16 protein-coding genes and 1 pseudogene are annotated in these 15,739 nt (G+C 71.2%); 8 read left to right on the forward strand and 9 right to left on the reverse strand.

The window, feature by feature from the left end:
* Positions 1-408: 408 nt before the first annotated feature.
* Positions 409-2,181: a serine/threonine protein kinase gene (locus tag G3I60_RS18730; RefSeq protein WP_164294096.1), complete on the forward strand. Its 1,773-nt coding sequence runs from the start codon at positions 409-411 to the stop codon at positions 2,179-2,181.
* Between the two features lie 30 nt (positions 2,182-2,211).
* Here the strand turns inward: G3I60_RS18730 and G3I60_RS18735 are convergent, their stop codons facing one another.
* Entirely contained in the window at positions 2,212-2,772 is a 561-nt protein-coding gene (locus tag G3I60_RS18735) for an isochorismatase family protein (RefSeq protein ID WP_164294097.1), read from the reverse strand.
* A 293-nt stretch (positions 2,773-3,065) separates the two neighbouring features.
* On the opposite strand from G3I60_RS18735, the gene G3I60_RS18740 reads away from it, so the two are divergent.
* Entirely contained in the window at positions 3,066-3,656 is a 591-nt protein-coding gene (locus G3I60_RS18740; RefSeq protein WP_164294098.1) for a hypothetical protein, read from the forward strand.
* Between the two features lie 199 nt (positions 3,657-3,855).
* Here the strand turns inward: G3I60_RS18740 and G3I60_RS18745 are convergent.
* The 5 genes and pseudogenes from G3I60_RS18745 to G3I60_RS18765 form a co-directional block, all read right to left on the reverse strand.
* A pseudogene (locus G3I60_RS18745) lies at positions 3,856-4,080 on the reverse strand (alkene reductase); the annotation flags it as partial.
* Between the two features lie 83 nt (positions 4,081-4,163).
* Positions 4,164-5,315, reverse strand: coding sequence for a CoA transferase (locus G3I60_RS18750; RefSeq protein WP_164294099.1), 1,152 nt, complete (start codon positions 5,313-5,315; stop codon positions 4,164-4,166).
* A gap of 90 nt (positions 5,316-5,405) precedes the next feature.
* A complete protein-coding gene (locus G3I60_RS18755; protein ID WP_138355377.1) occupies positions 5,406-6,086 on the reverse strand; it encodes a response regulator transcription factor in 681 nt (226 codons plus the stop codon).
* A complete protein-coding gene (locus G3I60_RS18760; protein ID WP_164294100.1) occupies positions 6,083-7,234 on the reverse strand; it encodes a sensor histidine kinase in 1,152 nt (383 codons plus the stop codon). Before G3I60_RS18760 ends, G3I60_RS18755 begins: the two co-directional genes overlap by 4 nt.
* A 119-nt stretch (positions 7,235-7,353) precedes the next feature.
* Positions 7,354-8,007, reverse strand: coding sequence for a hypothetical protein (locus G3I60_RS18765; RefSeq protein ID WP_164294101.1), 654 nt, complete (start codon positions 8,005-8,007; stop codon positions 7,354-7,356).
* 284 nt (positions 8,008-8,291) lie between these two features.
* Here G3I60_RS18765 and G3I60_RS18770 point away from each other — a divergent pair, with 284 nt between their 5' ends.
* Positions 8,292-8,810: a hypothetical protein gene (locus tag G3I60_RS18770; RefSeq protein WP_164294102.1), complete on the forward strand. Its 519-nt coding sequence runs from the start codon at positions 8,292-8,294 to the stop codon at positions 8,808-8,810.
* Positions 8,811-8,966: 156 nt separating this feature from the next.
* Here G3I60_RS18770 and G3I60_RS18775 read toward each other — a convergent pair whose 3' ends face one another.
* Both G3I60_RS18775 and G3I60_RS18780 read right to left on the reverse strand, forming a co-directional pair.
* Positions 8,967-9,305, reverse strand: coding sequence for a DUF427 domain-containing protein (locus G3I60_RS18775; protein ID WP_138355445.1), 339 nt, complete (start codon positions 9,303-9,305; stop codon positions 8,967-8,969).
* Positions 9,306-9,376: 71 nt separating this feature from the next.
* The gene (locus G3I60_RS18780) at positions 9,377-10,621 is read right to left on the reverse strand and encodes an MFS transporter (protein WP_239069977.1); all 1,245 of its coding nucleotides are present in this window, start codon (positions 10,619-10,621) and stop codon (positions 9,377-9,379) included.
* Positions 10,622-10,701: 80 nt separating this feature from the next.
* Here G3I60_RS18780 and G3I60_RS18785 point away from each other — a divergent pair, with 80 nt between their 5' ends.
* The 3 genes from G3I60_RS18785 (at position 10,702) to G3I60_RS18795 (ending at position 13,018) form a co-directional block, all read left to right on the forward strand.
* Positions 10,702-11,280, forward strand: a complete 579-nt coding sequence (locus tag G3I60_RS18785) for a CGNR zinc finger domain-containing protein (RefSeq protein WP_244809682.1) — start codon at positions 10,702-10,704, stop codon at positions 11,278-11,280.
* Positions 11,281-11,489: 209 nt separating this feature from the next.
* Positions 11,490-12,632 carry a serine hydrolase gene (locus G3I60_RS18790; protein ID WP_164294202.1) on the forward strand — a complete coding sequence of 381 codons (1,143 nt, stop codon included), beginning with the start codon at positions 11,490-11,492 and terminating at the stop codon, positions 12,630-12,632.
* 74 nt (positions 12,633-12,706) lie between these two features.
* On the forward strand, positions 12,707-13,018 hold the full coding sequence (locus G3I60_RS18795) for a hypothetical protein (protein WP_239069979.1): 312 nt from the start codon (positions 12,707-12,709) through the stop codon (positions 13,016-13,018).
* Here G3I60_RS18795 and G3I60_RS18800 read toward each other — a convergent pair.
* The gene (locus G3I60_RS18800; protein WP_138355374.1) at positions 12,991-13,947 is read right to left on the reverse strand and encodes a GlxA family transcriptional regulator; all 957 of its coding nucleotides are present in this window, start codon (positions 13,945-13,947) and stop codon (positions 12,991-12,993) included. The genes G3I60_RS18795 and G3I60_RS18800 overlap by 28 nt on opposite strands.
* Positions 13,948-14,072: 125 nt before the next feature.
* On the opposite strand from G3I60_RS18800, the gene G3I60_RS18805 reads away from it, so the two are divergent.
* Together G3I60_RS18805 and G3I60_RS18810 are read left to right on the forward strand one after the other, a co-directional pair.
* Entirely contained in the window at positions 14,073-15,005 is a 933-nt protein-coding gene (locus tag G3I60_RS18805) for an NADP-dependent oxidoreductase (RefSeq protein ID WP_138355441.1), read from the forward strand.
* Between the two features lie 40 nt (positions 15,006-15,045).
* Positions 15,046-15,720: an alpha/beta fold hydrolase gene (locus G3I60_RS18810; protein ID WP_164294103.1), complete on the forward strand. Its 675-nt coding sequence runs from the start codon at positions 15,046-15,048 to the stop codon at positions 15,718-15,720.
* The last annotated feature ends 19 nt before the right edge of the window (positions 15,721-15,739 follow it).

Raw genomic sequence — 15,739 nt, forward strand, 5'->3', positions numbered from 1 at the left:
TCGCTGCCGCGACGGCCGGAGCGCACACCCGCATCCCGGTGCCGGGGACTCGCACCCGCAATGCGTATCCCATCACCACCGACTCGATGTCACCGCACGACCCGTAAACCGACAACAACACATGCACTTCGTGAATCTCCCATTTCTGCAGGTTATGACCTCGGCCCGTGATTGTGCCCCACGACCGGGGCCTTGCCGCAAGCCCCCCATTGCGCTATAAGTTGAAAGTGGCAAGGAGTGGGATTCCTCTCTGCCCTCCTCGCCCGCTCGGGCCGACAAGCCACCTGCAGCCGCCGAACGCGGCCTTCTCGTCCTCTTGAGCAAGTTCGCCGCATTTTCCTTGCTGCGCAAGCCAGTCCGGACGGGTTGGGTGCGTGATCGTCCCGCGTGTCTCGTAGGCTCCGGGCCATGAGTAACGGGGAATCCGGCAGACGGGTCATCGACGGGCGCTTCGAGCTGGAAGCGCGGCTCGGCAGCGGTGGCATGGGGCTGGTGTGGCGGGCACGCGATCTCGTGCTCGACCGGGCGGTGGCGCTCAAGGAAGTACGGCCGTCGGATCCCGGGCTGGCCGAGTACGACCCGCCCGCCGCAAGCCTGTTGCGGGCCCGGGTGCTGCGGGAGGCCCGTGCGCTGGCCCGGGTCGAGCATCCCAATGTGGTGACCATCCACCACGTCGTGGACGGCGGTGAGGGCACCTACCCTTGGCTCGTCATGGAGCTGGTGACCGGCGGATCGCTTCAGGACCGGCTCGCGCGCGGGCCGATGGAGCCGGTGGAGGCGGCTCTGCTGGGCCGCGAACTGCTGGCCGCGCTGCGGGCCGCGCACGCCGTGGGAATCCAGCACCGGGACGTCAAACCCCCCAACGTCCTGCTGCGCCCCGACGGGCGCCCGGTGCTCACCGACTTCGGCATTGCCGCGATCCGTGAGTCCACGGTCCTGACGGCCACCGGATCGATGATCGGTACCCCCGACTTCATGGCCCCCGAGCGGATCACCGGGGACGGCGGCGGGCCGAGTTCGGACCTGTGGTCCCTGGCGATGATGCTGTATGTGGCGGTGGAGGGCCATCACCCGCTGCGCAGGGCAACCACCCTGGCCACGCTGGCGGCCGTCCTCAGCGAGGAGCTTCCGCCACCGCGACAGGCCGGGCCGCTGACAGAATTCCTCAACGCCCTTCTGGTCAAGGACCCGGGCGACCGGCCGGACGCCGAGTCCCTGGACCGCATGCTGGCGGTCGCAGCCCAACAGCAGCCGACCGGACCGGTCTCCGGTCCTGGACCGGTGCAAGGACACGGACCCGTGCCCGAGGCAACGTCCTTCCGGCTGGGATCTCCCGTCGCCGAGCCCACGGCGGCCCGGCCGGGCGGTTTCGGGCCGCCCATGCCCCACGACGCCGTTCCCCACGGTGCCGGTTCCTCGGCCTATCCCTCACCCTATTCCTCGCACCCCTCCCCCTACGCCTCGCAGTACCCCTCGCCGGAGCCGGGCGCGACGCGCCCGTCCCTCGGCAACGAGCGGCGCAAGCTCCGTACGCGACGGGTGGCGATCGGCTCGGCGGTCTGCGGAACCGTGCTGACGGGCGTGCTGGTGTGGACGCTGCTCCCGGAGCAGAACGGCGACAACATCGTGTCCGGGAAGCCCGGCTCGGACGCCTCCACGTCACATTCGTCGGGTCCGGTACCGACCACCGCACCGTCCACGACGCAACCGGAGAAGGATCCGGTGAAGGTGAGCCTGCTGACGCCCGACGGCATCCGTGCGGCGATCAAGGAATTGAAGGCGCAGATGGGGACCGACAAGGTCGGCCGCTTCGTGGTCTACCCGGAGTACATCTCCGCCGAAGGCATGGTCAAGGGCAGCGCCACCCACTACGACAGCTACGACTACCGGGTCGGACAGGGCGTGACCCGCAGCACGATCAGCGGAACACTCATGGGCGGTGAACAGCCCGTCAGCCTGGACCTCTACAACTGGGACGCCCTGCCCGCCCTGCTCAGCCGGGCACAGAAGGACCTGAAAGTCCCCAAGCCCACGACGCGCTACCTCGTGCTCCGCCAGCCCAACGACATCTTCCACACCCCCGCGGGCATCGGCGTCTACCTTGCCGATGCCTACGACGGCGGTTACCTGGACGCAGATCCCAAGGGCAAGGTCACCAGGCTGATGCCCGCCGGTGACTAGCGGTCCTCCTCCGGGCCCCGTTCCCAGGCGTCAGGAGGTGCCACCGAAGTCGACGTCCTTGGTCGCGACCGTCCCGGCGGTCCGTCCCGGCGCCGTCTGGTAGGTCCAGTACAGGTTCGTGTGCGCGATGACTTGGTCCGGCGGCGGCGCGCCCCATTCCGACTGGTCCCCCGTCGTGTGGGCGTCACTGACGAGCGTCGCGTCGTACCCCCGCGCGAACGCGCCGTGGAGGGTCGAGCGGATGCATGCATCGGTCTCCGCACCGGCGACGACGAGCCGTCCGACTCCGAGGCCCGACAGCACGGTCTCCAGGGTGGTGTCCTCGAAGGCGTCGCCGTAGTTCTTCTCGACCAACGGCTCGGCCTCGCCCGGAGTCAGCTCGGGGACGATCCGCCAGCTGTCGCTCCCCCGCACCAGGTGCTCGTCGGAATGCTGGACCCAGACGACCGGGACGCGCTCCCCCCGCGCCTGCTCGACCAGGCTGCCGACATTGGCGACGACCGCGTCGCGCTCATGGGCTTCCTGGACGACGCCGACCTGCACATCGACGACGAGGAGTGCGGTGTTCGGTCGGTTCTCGAGTGTGGTCATGGGTCCTCCTGATCACGCTGGGTTCCTCGGGCCATCCACGGTAGACCCACCCACTGACAGCGAGGTCGATCACCGGCACGCGGCACCGGAACTCCGGCGGCATCGAGGAGACCTGTCGGCCCCCTCGCCACCTGCCGTCGCACGCCGGCCGGAACGTGTGCAGGGGGCCGCTCGGGTGTCGGAACTGCTCCATCCGGGCCCATGGGGCAGTAGAAGCCACCTCACTCGGGGCACAGCTCCTTCCGTGCCGGCGTCCCGCCGCACACCGCATCACGTCCCGATGGAGATCCCCCATGAAGTTGCGCACTGCCGCGTCAGCCGCCACGACCACGTTGGTTCTGCTCGCCCTGGCCTCCCCCGCCGTGGCACAGACCGCGCCGCCCGCCCCGACCGCCCCCGCCGCCGCCCCGGCCGCGTGTGCCAAGGAGCACCTGGCCTACCTCACAGCCGAGGACCAGGCGATGGCAGCCGCCATCCAGGCGGACACCGCACGGAAGGCGGCCGACGCGGCCGAGAAGGACGTCGCTGTCCTGAAGGAGAGCTCGCACGTGGCGGGCGACCTGGGAGCGCGGTACGGCTCGCAGGGGATGCAGGCCGGCATGGCGGTCTCCAAGGCCACCGACGCCCGGGATGCCGCGGCCACGGCCACGGCGCTCAAGAAGCTGGCGGAGCTCGCCAAGAGCAAGGGCGGCGCCGACGGCACCTACCAGTCCGACCGGCTGACGCGTCAGGCTGCCCTGGCGCAGAAGGCCACCAAGGCCAAGAACGCCATCACCCTCAACGCCACCGCCGACAAGGCCGAACTGGCCGCCATGACCGCGGTCAAGAACCTGGCAAAGCCCCGCACCCTGCTGGAAAGCTGCCTGAAGAAGGCCTCCGCCTGATCCTCCGGAGGGCACCACGGTGAGCAAGGCCCCTGGCAGTCCCGATGTCCCGGCGGAACCCACCGTCCGGAACTGCGCGGGACAGGTCCCGGCGACCTGGACCGATCACCGGCTGCCCTGACCGTCAGGTGCGGAGCGCCCATCCTGACGCCCCGCACCTGGCGGTTTCCCGCCCGGCTCGTTTCACACCCTGGTCCGCGGTGTCGCCCTCCTCGACGGCGTTGACACCGGATCCGGGCGAGATCCGCAGGCCGACCCGCTCCGGGCCGATGGCCTCGGCGACGGCCCGCACCACTTCGGTCGTGAAACGAATGCGTCCCTCCACCCCGCCGCCCCGCTCGTCGGTCCTGCGGTTGGTGTTCCGCGCCAGGAACTGGTGCAGCAGATGGCCGTTGGCGGAGTGCACCTCCACACCGGCGAAGCCTCGCGCGTCATGGCCCATGCGAGGACCGTAGTGCCCGCGGAATTCGGCTGTTCCCTCGGCCGGGACCGGTCCCGTCGCCTGGTTCACGAGTCCAGCCACGCACCGATCTCGTCGGTGTGCTCTCCCAGCCGGGGCGGCCGCCGGTCGTAACGGGGCGGGGTGCGGGACAGACCGATGGGGTTGGCCACGAGATGCATCGGCCGGTCGTCGGTGGCGATCGTGGCGCGCGGCGCGAGACCCAGGCGTTCAGCCAGCCCGAAGGCCTCCGCCAGGTCGTTCACCGGCCCGCACGGCACGCCCAGCGGTGTGAGGACCTCGAACCAGTCGGCTGCGGTGCGGCGTTCGAGCAGCCGGGAGAGCTGTCCGGCGAGCTCGTCGACGTGCGCGACCCGGCCGGTGTTGGTGGCGAACCGGGGGTCGGCCGCCAGCTCCGGTGCTTCCAGCCCGTGGCACAGGGCGGCGAACTGCCGGTCGTTGCCAACGGCGATCACCATCGGGCGGTCGGCGGCCGGGTAGACCTCGTACGGGGCGATCGAGGGATGCCGGTTCCCCATGATCCCCGGCACCGCGCCCGCCAGCGTGAAGCCGCCGGACTGGTTCACCAGACTGGACAGCAGGGACGACAGCAGATTGACCTCGACATGCTGTCCCTCGCCCGTCGCATCGCGGTGCCGCAGCGCGGCCAGCACGCCGATCGCGGCATGCAGGCCGGTGAGCACGTCCACGACGGCCACGCCCGTCTTCACCGGCTCCCCGGATTCCGGGCCCGTCACACTCATCAGTCCGCCGACCGCCTGCAGCAGCAGGTCGTAGCCGGGCAGGGCGGCGCCCTTGCCTGAACCGAAGCCGGTCACCGAGCAGTAGACGATGCCCGGGTTGACCGCGCGGGCCTGCTCGTAGGAGAGCCCGTACTTGGCCATGGTCCCCGGCCGGAAGTTCTCGAACACCACATCCGCCCGTCGGACCAGTTCCAGCGCCCGCCGACGGCCCGTCCCGTCGCGCAGATCGGCGGCGAAGGAGCGCTTGTTGCGGTTGACGGACAGGAAGTACGTGGCCTCCCCCTCGGCATGCGGCGGGCCCCACGCCCGGGTGTCGTCGCCGGTGTCGGGATGCTCGACCTTGACCACGTCCGCGCCGAGGTCGGCGAGGAGCATCGTGGCGTACGGGGCGGCCAGCACACGGCCGAAGTCGGCGATCAGAACGCCTGACAGCGGCAGTCGGACGGCATCGTTCACTGGGCACCTGCCTGGGAACTGGGGTGGTGGACGGGCGTTGCGCCGGTGGGGACTCCGCGCGAGGCCGCGGCAGGCCGAAGCGGAGTGCGGTCAGATCAGGCCGTGCTGCTGGGCGTAGCGGGTGGCCGCCGACCGGTCGCGGGAGCCGGTCTTGGCGAAGATCCGGTTGATGTGGGTCTTGACGGTGTTGCCGCTGAGGAAGAGCTCCGCGGCGATCTCGGTGTTGTTGCGACCGCGGCCGATCAGGGTGAGGATCTCCGCCTCGCGACGCGTCAGACCGTCCGGAAGTTCGGCGGGCGGTGCCTGCTCGGGCGGCTCCTCGGACTGCCGTGGGCCGGCCTGCGCGGCGGCCAGCAGGGTCGCCTGAACCTGAGGGTGGAGCACGCTGAGGCCGGCGGCGGCGCTGTGCAGGGTGTGGGCGATGTCCCGCCGGTCCGCGTCCTTCGTCAGGTAGCTGCGGGCGCCGGCCTGGAGCGTGTCGAGCACGGAGCGGTCGTCGGCATAGGTGGTCAGGACGACGATGGCCACCTCCGGGTGCTCGGCGGTCAGCCGCCGAGTGGCCTCGATGCCGTCCATCACGGGCATGTGCAGGTCGAGCAGGATCGCGTCCGGGTGGTGCCGGGCGACCAGGTCCAGAGCCTCCTGGCCGTCGGCGGCCGTGCCCACGACGTCGAGGTCCGGGAGCAGATCGAGCATGAGCGCGAGACCCTCCCGCACGCTGGCCTGGTCGTCGGCCACGATCACCCGCAGCGGCTTCTCCGGCGTGGTCATCGGGGAACCGTCGCGGTCACGGTCCAGCGCCTGCCGTCCGCGGCGTCCGCCGTGAGGGTGCCGCCGAGCAGCAGCAGGCGCTCCCGCATGCCTGTCAGGCCGTAACCGCCGTCGAGGGTCGCGAAGCCGTGCGCGGCCGCGGCTCCGAGCGGATTGGCGATACTCATGGTCACGTTGTCGTCCCCATAGGTCAGTGTGAGCGTCACCGGCTGGTGCGGCGCGTGCTTGGCGGCATTGACGAGGGACTCCTGGGCCGTACGCACCAGGGCCAGCGTCTGGTCCGGCGGCAGCGGTACCGGGCCGCCGTCCACCCGCAGGGCGACCGGTGTGCCGTGGCGCTGCTCGTGGGTGGCGGTCATCCGGGCCAGCTCCTCGTCAAGGGGGAGCGTGTCGGTGCGCAACGCGTGCACGGCACGGCGTGTTTCGGTCAGTCCGTCGGAGGCCATCCGCTGGGCCACCGCGAGCACGCCGTCCGCCCGTTCCACATCGGGGGTGTCGGCGAGGAGGGCGCGGGCGGCCTGGATCTGGATGCCGAGCGCGCCGATCGAGTGGGCCAGCACATCGTGGATCTCGCGGGCGATGCGTGTGCGTTCGTCGAGGACGGCACTGCGGCGCTGCTCGGCCCGCAGTTCCTCCGACCGGGCCCGCAGTTCCTCGGACTGGGCCAGCAGGGCCGCGCTCTGGTCCGCGCGGAGCCGGTAGGCCCGGCGGTTGAAGCCGGCCTGCAGGCCGAGCATCAGCAACAGCGGGATGCCGAGCGCCTTCGCCGGGCTCGCGTCGGTGATCAGGGCACCCGTCGCGGCCGCGACCACCCCGGCTCCGAAGACGGCCCAAGCGGCCGTCAACCGGGCCTCGGTGCCGGCGTCCATGACGGCGATCACGCCGAGCGCCACCAGGGAGGTGACGTCCTCCTGGGCGCACACCCCTGCGGCGACCACCGTGATCAGTCCGAGAAGCACCGGCAGCGCGGGTGCTGTGCCACTGCGGTTGATCACCGCCGCGCAGACCACCAGCAGGATCCCGCACAGGGCGTAAGCCGCGACGGTGACGGGAAGCGCCACCGGCCCGAGCGAGGCACGGAGGAAGATGTCGACCCCGATCAGGCCGTACGCCCCCGCCCTGATGAGCCAGGACACCGTGCGCAGCATGAGCTCACGATAGCGGTCACGATCACGGGGGGCCGTCACGCGGTCCGCGCCGCGGGGGCCGGCTGGCAGGACGGGGCGGCCGGACGCGACCGGGAGCTCCGCAGGGTGGAGTCCCATCACTACCTCCGGGTGGTCGGCCGGTCGTACGGGTTCGTCGGGTTCGACGGGTGTGAGGCGTTGGACGGGCCGGACGGGCTGGACGGGTGTGCAGAGTTGGACGGGCCGGACGGCTCGGAGGGGGTGCCCGTCAGTCCGTCAAGGCGCGAGTTGAGTTCCTGCAGACGGCCACCGAGGAAGACGGAACCGTCCTTCTCCTGGGCGAAGGGGATTCCGGACCGGTGAGCGCGCCGGGTGATCATGGCGGCCTGTGCCAGGCGGTTGATGCCGAGCATCAGCACGATGGGTGCGGAGGACGCGGCGACATGGGCTCCCATGGTGCTCGCGAGCAGCATCAGGGTGAGCCGGGAGCCGATCAGGGCCGCCCACAGCCACAGGCTGCGCGCCGGCATCTGGCCCCACAGGCCACCGTCGCGGTTGCGGAGCCGCATCATCGATCCCTGTCCGGTGCCGATCGCGGCGGCGATCACCGCGCCGACCACCAGCAGTGCCACGTCCGCGGGCTGCACCGCGCCGTGCCCGCCGAGCCGGGTCAGACCGACCACCGCCAGGACGGCCGGCAGCAGGATCACCCGCTTGCCCCGCAGCGGCTCTCCGAGCAGCTGGCGTCCGATCACGTAAGCCACGATCGCGATGACGGCAAGCACTTCCCACATGTCTGCGCCCTCCTTCTGTCGATGCGAGTGGCGGGCCGTCCAGCCCGACACCTGCGACGTTAGGGAGAGAGCCCCTGCTCGGGCGTCACACCGCGGGGTGAGGTCCGGGGTGACGTCCGGATCACCCCTGGAGCCGTATCGGGGCCCCGCAGGCTGCCTGGGTACTACGCGGGCCCGGACAGGTCGTACCCGATCTGGACCCGTGCTCCGATTCCGTCGGCGGCCGAACGGCCGAAGGTGAGGGCATCGCAGGAAATGCAGCCTTCACCCCCAGGGAGCACACCATGCTGTCGCAACTGACCGAGGCAATGATCGTCAACGGCGCCGTGCTGGTGGCCGTGCTGGAGAGCGACCTCGGCGGCCACCGCAAGATCGGCACGTTGCGGATCCTGCGGCCCGCGCTGATCGCCGGCGCTGTCATCCCGCTCTTCCTCGAGCGGCCGGCCACGCACGGCACCGGCCTGGTCCTCGAGATGGGCGCCATCGCCGTCGGATTCCTCTGCGGCCTGGCGGCCATCGGCCTGATGCGGGTCTACCGCAGCCCCCGGACGGGCCTGCCGGTCAGCGGCTCCGGAGCGCCGTACGCGCTTCTGTGGACCGCGGTCATCGGCGCCCGCGCCGCGTTCTCCTACGGATCGGCCCACTGGTTCCCGCGGCAGCTGACCGACTGGTGCGTGAGCCACGACGTCACCGGAGCGGCCATCACCGACGGGCTGATCTTCATGGCCGTGGCGATGCTGCTGACCCGCACCATCACGCTGGCGCACCGCGCCTACCGGCTGCCGGCCGTCGCCACCGCCTGAGCCGGACCACGTCCCCGGCCGACACACGCGAACCCCGGCTCCGTTCCGCCCTCAGGGCGGATCCGGAGCCGGGGTTCAGCGCGTCACGCCGGTGTACAAGCCCTGCCCGGCGGCCTCAGGAGCCTGACGGGCGGTCACGGACGCTGTGCGGAACGGTCATCCCGCCGTGACGACCTCGGTGTCGTAGAAGCAGAAGTGGTCCTTGATCGCGGCCACGTCGTCCTTCGGCTCCCGGTACGCCCAGACCAGGTCGGCCGCGCCGGGTACCGACCAGTACGACGCGTCCCCCTTGAACGGGCAGTGCGTGCTGGTGTCGGAGGCGGTGAGCAGCTCCGTGCGCACATCCTCGGGCGGCAGGTAGTAGCGCACCGGACAGCCCGTCTCGCGGAGCTCCAGCGGGCGACTGCTCTCCGCCAGGACCTGTCCGTCGCGCACGACACGTACCGGGGTCGTGCCCTCTTCGATGGTGATGCGGTGTCCATTCGTCATACCCAGTGCAGCGCCCGGGGGCGGTCGGTTCTTCCCTCTCCGGCCGCCCACCGGCACAACATTCGGCCTGCCGTTCCTCAAGAAATTCCGGGGACGGCGGCGAAATCCGCCACCCGCTGCTCCCGTCCCCGGGCGGCGAGCACCCGGGCGACCGACACCTGCCCGACGGCAAGCGCCACGGAGACGGCCGCCAGCCCCGACCACAGCACCGCCGGTCCCGCGTGTTCGAGGATCTGGGTGCTGACGATCGGCGCGGCGACGCCGGCGAAGCCCCAACTGATGCCGTAGACGGCCAAGTAGCGGCCGGTGCCACCGGGCGGGGCAAGGTCGGCGACAAGTGCGTAGGACCGTCCGAGGATCACCAGATCGCCCAGGCTCCAGACGACCGTGGCAGCCAGCGAGGCCGTCAAGGCGTGCGCTACCGCGTAACCGGCCATGCCGACCGCGAGCAGGACGTAGCCGAGCGCGACCGCCGCAGGCGCGGACAGGGCCGAGAGGCGCTGGACACGCAGCAGTGGCTGGGCGGCGACGATCGTCACCGCGGAGACCGTGAAGAGCACTCCCGCGTCCGCCGGTCGCATGCCGCGGCGCGCCAGGGACAGCGGAAGCGCCATCATCACCTGCAGGTACACCAGGGCGTACACGGTGCCGGACGCGAGCATGAGGAGCAGCACGCGATCGCGCCACGGCTTGATTCCGGCGGCAGGTTCGGGGGACGCCGGGCGGAGCGCGGCACGGCCACGTCGCACGGGACGGTCGGCGGGCAGAACGAACCGGATGATGACCGCGCAGACCAGACAGCTCAGTGCGTCGGCGACGAACAGCCAGCGCAGGTCCCACCGGCCCAGACCCGCCGCGATCAGACCGGCGCCCATCCCGCCGACGGCCAGGGCGGCGTTCAGCAGGCTGTAGGCGCGGACCCGGTCGGCGGGGCCGACGGAGTCGGCGATCATCGCCTGGCTCGGCGGTTCGTACAGCTCGAAGACCAGTCCCAGCAGCACGGCGAAGACCGCGACCTCCGCCAGCGAGCCCGCGGCGGCGATGCCGAGCTGGGCGACGGCGCAGCCGGCCAGGCCGAGGACGATGGTGCGACGCCGTCCGAGGTGGTCCGCGAGGCGGCCGCCCGCCAGGCGCGACGGGATCGTCGCGAGCCCGAAGGCGGCCGAGACCAGCCCGGCGGTGGCGACGCTCGCCCCGAAGTCCGTGCTGATGAGGACGGTGAGGAACGACAGGGAGAAAGCCCCGAGCCGGTTGATCGCCCGGGCGGCGAGCAGCAGCCAGACGGTGCGGGGCAGCCGGCCACCGCGCGCCATGAGTCCCATGCACGTCTCCGCATCCTCGTCACTGGTGAATCGACTATTGTCAGTGACGGACGTTAGGCCCGAAGGGAGTAACTGGTCAAGTGCTATTCGACAGTCACATGGCGATCCTGCTCGACGCGGCCGTTTCGCTCGTCAACGCGTTGACCGACGGCGAGGCGCGCGGCAAGCCGTTCACCGCACCGCGCGGTGCGGACCTCCCCGCCGCCGTCGATGCCGCGCTGACCGCGTCCAGCACCAGCCCGGGCACGATCGAACCGGCGCAGGCCGCGCACCTGGCCGGCACGGCGCAGAAACTGCGACTGGTCTTCGAGGGCGTGAGCGGCGGCCGCATGGATGACGCGGTCGCGGTGCTGAACGAGCTGCTGCTGTCGAACGGTGCCCGCCCGCAGCTGGACCGTGTCGAGGGCGAGCCCTGGCAGGTCCATTTCCATGGCGCGGACGACACCCTGGCGGTGGGGTGGAGCGCCGGCTGTGCGACCGGCCTGGCCATGGTCATCGGCGGCGACCTCGCCGGCCGCCTCGGCGTCTGCCAGGCGACCCAGTGCGATCGCGTCTACGTCGACACCTCACGCAACGCCGGCCGCCAGTTCTGCTCGACGGCCTGCCAGAACCGCTCCAAGACGGCCGCGTTCCGTGCGCGCCGGGCCACGAAGCCCTGAGCACACGTGATCCCGCGGGCAGGCTCCGTCGACGCGCTTGCACCCGGCCGAGGCAGATTCCTCGGCCGGATGGAGCACCGTGAAAGGTGCAGCCGGACGCGTCACCTGAAGCTGGGCACGTGAGTGCGAGGTCGGACCCCGCGCCACGCTCCCCGGGAGGTACGCACGTGCTGTCACGATCGTCCGGACGCCGCCACACCCGCCGCTTGATGCCGGTCGCCGTGGTGATCGCCGCCGCGGCAGCCGGCGGGCTCGTCCAGCCCGCGCACGCCGGGGACGAGGCCCGTCCCAACCCCGGCCAGGCGCTGCAGCGCAGCATCCAGAAGCTGGTCGACACCGCGGGCGGGCCGCCCGGAGTGATCGCCGTGCTCACGCGCGGTGACCGGACCGAGGTCTACCGGGCCGGAGTCGCCGACCTCAAGACCGGCAGCCCGCTGCACGCGACCGACCACATGCGGCTCGCGAGCGTCTCCAAGGCGTACAGCGGGGCGGTCGCCCTGCAGCTGGTGGACCAGGGGCGGCTCAAGCTCGACACCACGATCGGCGAGCGGCTTCCCTCGCTGCCCGCCGCCTGGTGCAAGGTGACGCTCCGCCAACTGCTCAACCACACCAGCGGACTGCCCGACTACACCGGCTCCGCCGAATTCCGGCGGCTCCTGGGCGTGGACCCGCACCACGTCTTCGATTCCCGTAAGTTGCTCGACTTCGTCGCCGACGAGCCGCTGGTCTTCCCGGCGGGCGCGCGGTACCAGTACTCCAACTCCGACAACATCGCCGTCGCGCTGATGGCCGAGGCAGCGACCGGCCGGCGCTACGAGGACCTCCTCAAGCAGCTCGTGTACCAGCCGCTGAACCTGCGGCGGACCAGCCTCCCGCAGGGCTTCCGGCTCCCCCGCCCCTACCTGCACGGCTACGCGGTCGACCCGCCCGCCCCGCCGGAGGACGTCACCGAGCTCTTCGGCTCCTCGGGCGTGTGGGCCTCCGGCGCCGTCGTGGCGACGCCGAACGACCTCACCGCGTTCATCCGCGGCTACGCCGGCGGCAGCCTCCTGTCACCGCAGACCCGCAAGCAGCAGCTGACCTTCGTCCCCGGCGGAGCGTCGGAACCGGCCGGCCCTGGAGTCAACGCGGCAGGTCTGTCGATCTTCCGCTACACCACCCGCTGCGGGATCCTCTACGGCCACACCGGCAACACCGCCGGCTACACCCAACTGGCCGCCGCCACCCCGGACGGCAAACGGTCCCTGACCTTCTCGATCACCACCCAGACCAGCAAGAGCATCAAGCCCGAGCTCCTCGCCCAGGTCCGCACCGTCCAGGAAGACTTCGCCTGCGCCCTGCTGCGTCACTGAGGTCCTGCGGCGACCGGCCGGGCGCGGCCGATGGGGCTGGTCCGGCCGGTCGTCCGTTCATACGAAATGGGGCCATGGATGCTGGAATCGCCGCGCTGCTCGGCGCCGCCGTAGGATCGCTCTCCACCCTCGGCGCCGCGATGGTGAACGGACGCTCTGCGGCACGCTCGCAGCTCGATCAGTGGCGCAGGCAGCATCGCCGGGACGCCTACGCGCACTGCCTCGCGGCTCTCCATCACCGTGACATCCCCATGGACGACGTGCTCGACGCACTCCGGTCACAAGGCTTCCTTCGGGAGTGTTCCGGCGACCGGGCGAACCGCGCCCGACACTTCGCACGGGACGTCGCGTACGCGCCTCAACGGGCGCGGAAGGCCTGGCGGTAGGCCGTCGGGGAGACGCCGATCGTGGTGGCGAGGTGTTGGCGGAGGGAGACGGCGGTGCCGAAGCCCGCGTGGGCGGCGACCTGGTCGACCGGCAGGTCGGTGGTTTCCAGCAGGCGTCGGGCGTGGCCGACGCGCTGTTGGGCGAGCCACTGGCCGGGGGGCATGCCGACCTCGTCGTGGAAGCGCCGGCAGAACGTCCGGACGCTCATGCGGGCGTGCTCCGCCAGTTCGGCAAGGGAGATGGGCCGCTGCAGCTGCTGCAGGGCCCAGTCGCGGGTCGCGGCGGTGGTGGCGGCCGAGGGCTGCGGCATCGGGCGCTCGATGTACTGGGCCTGGCCGCCCTCCCGCCAGGGGGGTACGACGCACAGCCGGGCCACCTGGTTGGCGATGTCACTGCCGTGGTCGCGGCGCACCAGGTGCAGGCAGAGGTCGATCCCGGCGGCCACACCGGCCGCCGTGAGGACCTGTCCGTCGTCGACGAACAGCACGTTCGCGTCGACCTGGATCTTCGGGAACGTGCGCTGGAAGTGGTCGGCCTCGTTCCAGTGGGTGGTCGCGGAGCGGCCGTCGAGCAGACCGGCCGCGGCCAGCACATAGGAGGCGGTGCAGATCGAGACGATGCGGGCTCCGGGCGGCAGAAGGGCAAGCGCCTGGGCCAACTCGTCGGGCAGCCAGTCCCGTTCCTCGTCGGGGCCGCAGGCGAAGGGCGGGATGACCAGTGTGTCGGCGCTCCGGAGCGCCTCGCTCCCATGGGCCACGGTGATGGTGAAGTCGGCGCTGGTGCTGACTGGTTCCCCGTCCAGACTGCAGGTGATGACCTCATACAGCGCTTCGCCGTCGCGCCCGGCGGCGGTGCCGAAGATTCTCATCGGAATGCTCAGTTCGAAGGGATAGACGCCTTCAAGGGCCAGGACCACGACACGATGCATGGCAAGATTCTTTCAGATGCTGGCAATCTTGCCACTCGTTCTTCATGGCGGAATGCGAAAACCTTGATCTCAACGGGCCACAGGGGCCCGGCGGAACAGGGGATCAGGGGATCAGGGGAATGACGATGCGTGCGATCGGCCAGGACGAGTTCGGCGGACCCGAGGTACTGAAGGTCATCGAGGTGGAGCGCCCGGAGCCCGGGCCGGCCGAGGTGCTGGTTCGGGTGCACGCGGCCGGGGTCAATCCGACCGACTCCTGGCACCGGGCCACCGGCGGCCTGGCCGGTACCGTGATCCGGCTCGGCTGGGACGTCTCCGGCGTCGTCGAGGCGGTCGGGTTCGGGGTGACCACACTCGCCCCCGGCGACGCGGTGTTCGGGATGCCGCGCCACCCCCTTCCGGCGGGCACCTACGCCGAGTACGTGACCTCCCCGGCCCGGCACCTGGTCCGCAAGCCCGCCGGACTGACCCATGTGCAGGCCGCCGCGCTGCCGCTGGCCGCGCTCACCGCCTGGCAGGCCCTGGTGGACGTCGCCGACGTGCGCCCCGGACAGCGCGTGCTGATCCACGCCGCGGCGGGCGGCGTCGGCCACCTCGCCGTCCAGATCGCCAAGGCCCGCGGCGCCCACGTCATCGGCACCGCCCGCTCGGCCAAACACGACTTCCTGCGCGGTCTCGGCGCGGACGAACTGGTCGACTACACCCAGGCCGACTTCGAGACCGCCCTCGAACCGGTCGACGTCGTGATCGACACGATCGGCGGCGAGTACGGGCCGCGCTCCCTGCGCACCCTGCGCGCGGGCGGCACCCTGGTCGCCCTCGCCTCCCCGGCCGAGGCGTACCTGGCGGACCAGGCCCGACCCCTCGGGCTGCGCGCCGCCTTCATGGTCGTCGAACCCGACCAGGCGGGCATGCGGGAGATCGCCGCCCTCGCCGAGACGGGCCTGCTGCGCCCCGAGATCGACACGGTGCTCCCGCTCGAACGGGCCGCCAAGGCCCATGAACTCGCCGACAGCCGCCGCACCACTGGCAAGATCGTCCTCACTGTCACCGACTGACCCGCATCGTCAACGACCGACCCGCATAAGGACTCGCCCGATGACCACGTTCGTCCTCATACCCGGCGCCTGGCACGGCGCATGGACCTTCGAACCGCTCGCCCGTCAGCTGCGCGCACACGGGCACCAGGCCTTCCCCCTGACCCTGACCGGGGTGGGCGACCGCAAGCACCTGCTCACCCACTCGGTCAATCTCGACACCCATATCGACGACGTCGTCAACCTTCTGACGGACCAGCAGATCACCGACGCCGTCCTCGTCGGGCACAGCTACGGCGGCATGGTGATCACCGGCGCCGCCGACCGCGTCCCCGAGCGGGTGGCCGGTCTGGTCTACGTCGACGCCATGGTCCCCGAGGACGGCGACTCGTGCTGGTCCCTGGTCACCGACCAGGAGCGCGAGTGGTATCTCAGCGGCGCGCACGAGACCGGCTTCACCAGTGCGCCACTCCCGTTCTTCGACCCCCGCGCCACTCCGCACCCGCTGGCCTCCCTGCTCCAGTCGGTCCGCCTGGCGGGCGGACTCGACCGGTTCCGGAGCAGGGACTACGTCTACGCCACCGGCTGGGACGGGCAATCCCCGTTCACCGGGCTCTACGAGCGACTGCTCGACGACCCCACCTGGCGCACGCACGCCCTGGCCTCCGGCCACAACGTGATGCGGGACGCTCCCGATGAGCTGCTGAAGGTCCTGTTGGCGAGCGCGGAGGACTGAGGAGCGGAGAGCAGAGGAC

The sequence above is a fragment of the Streptomyces sp. SID13666 genome (assembly GCF_010548325.1).
In the GTDB taxonomy this organism is placed as follows: domain Bacteria; phylum Actinomycetota; class Actinomycetes; order Streptomycetales; family Streptomycetaceae; genus Actinacidiphila; species Actinacidiphila fildesensis.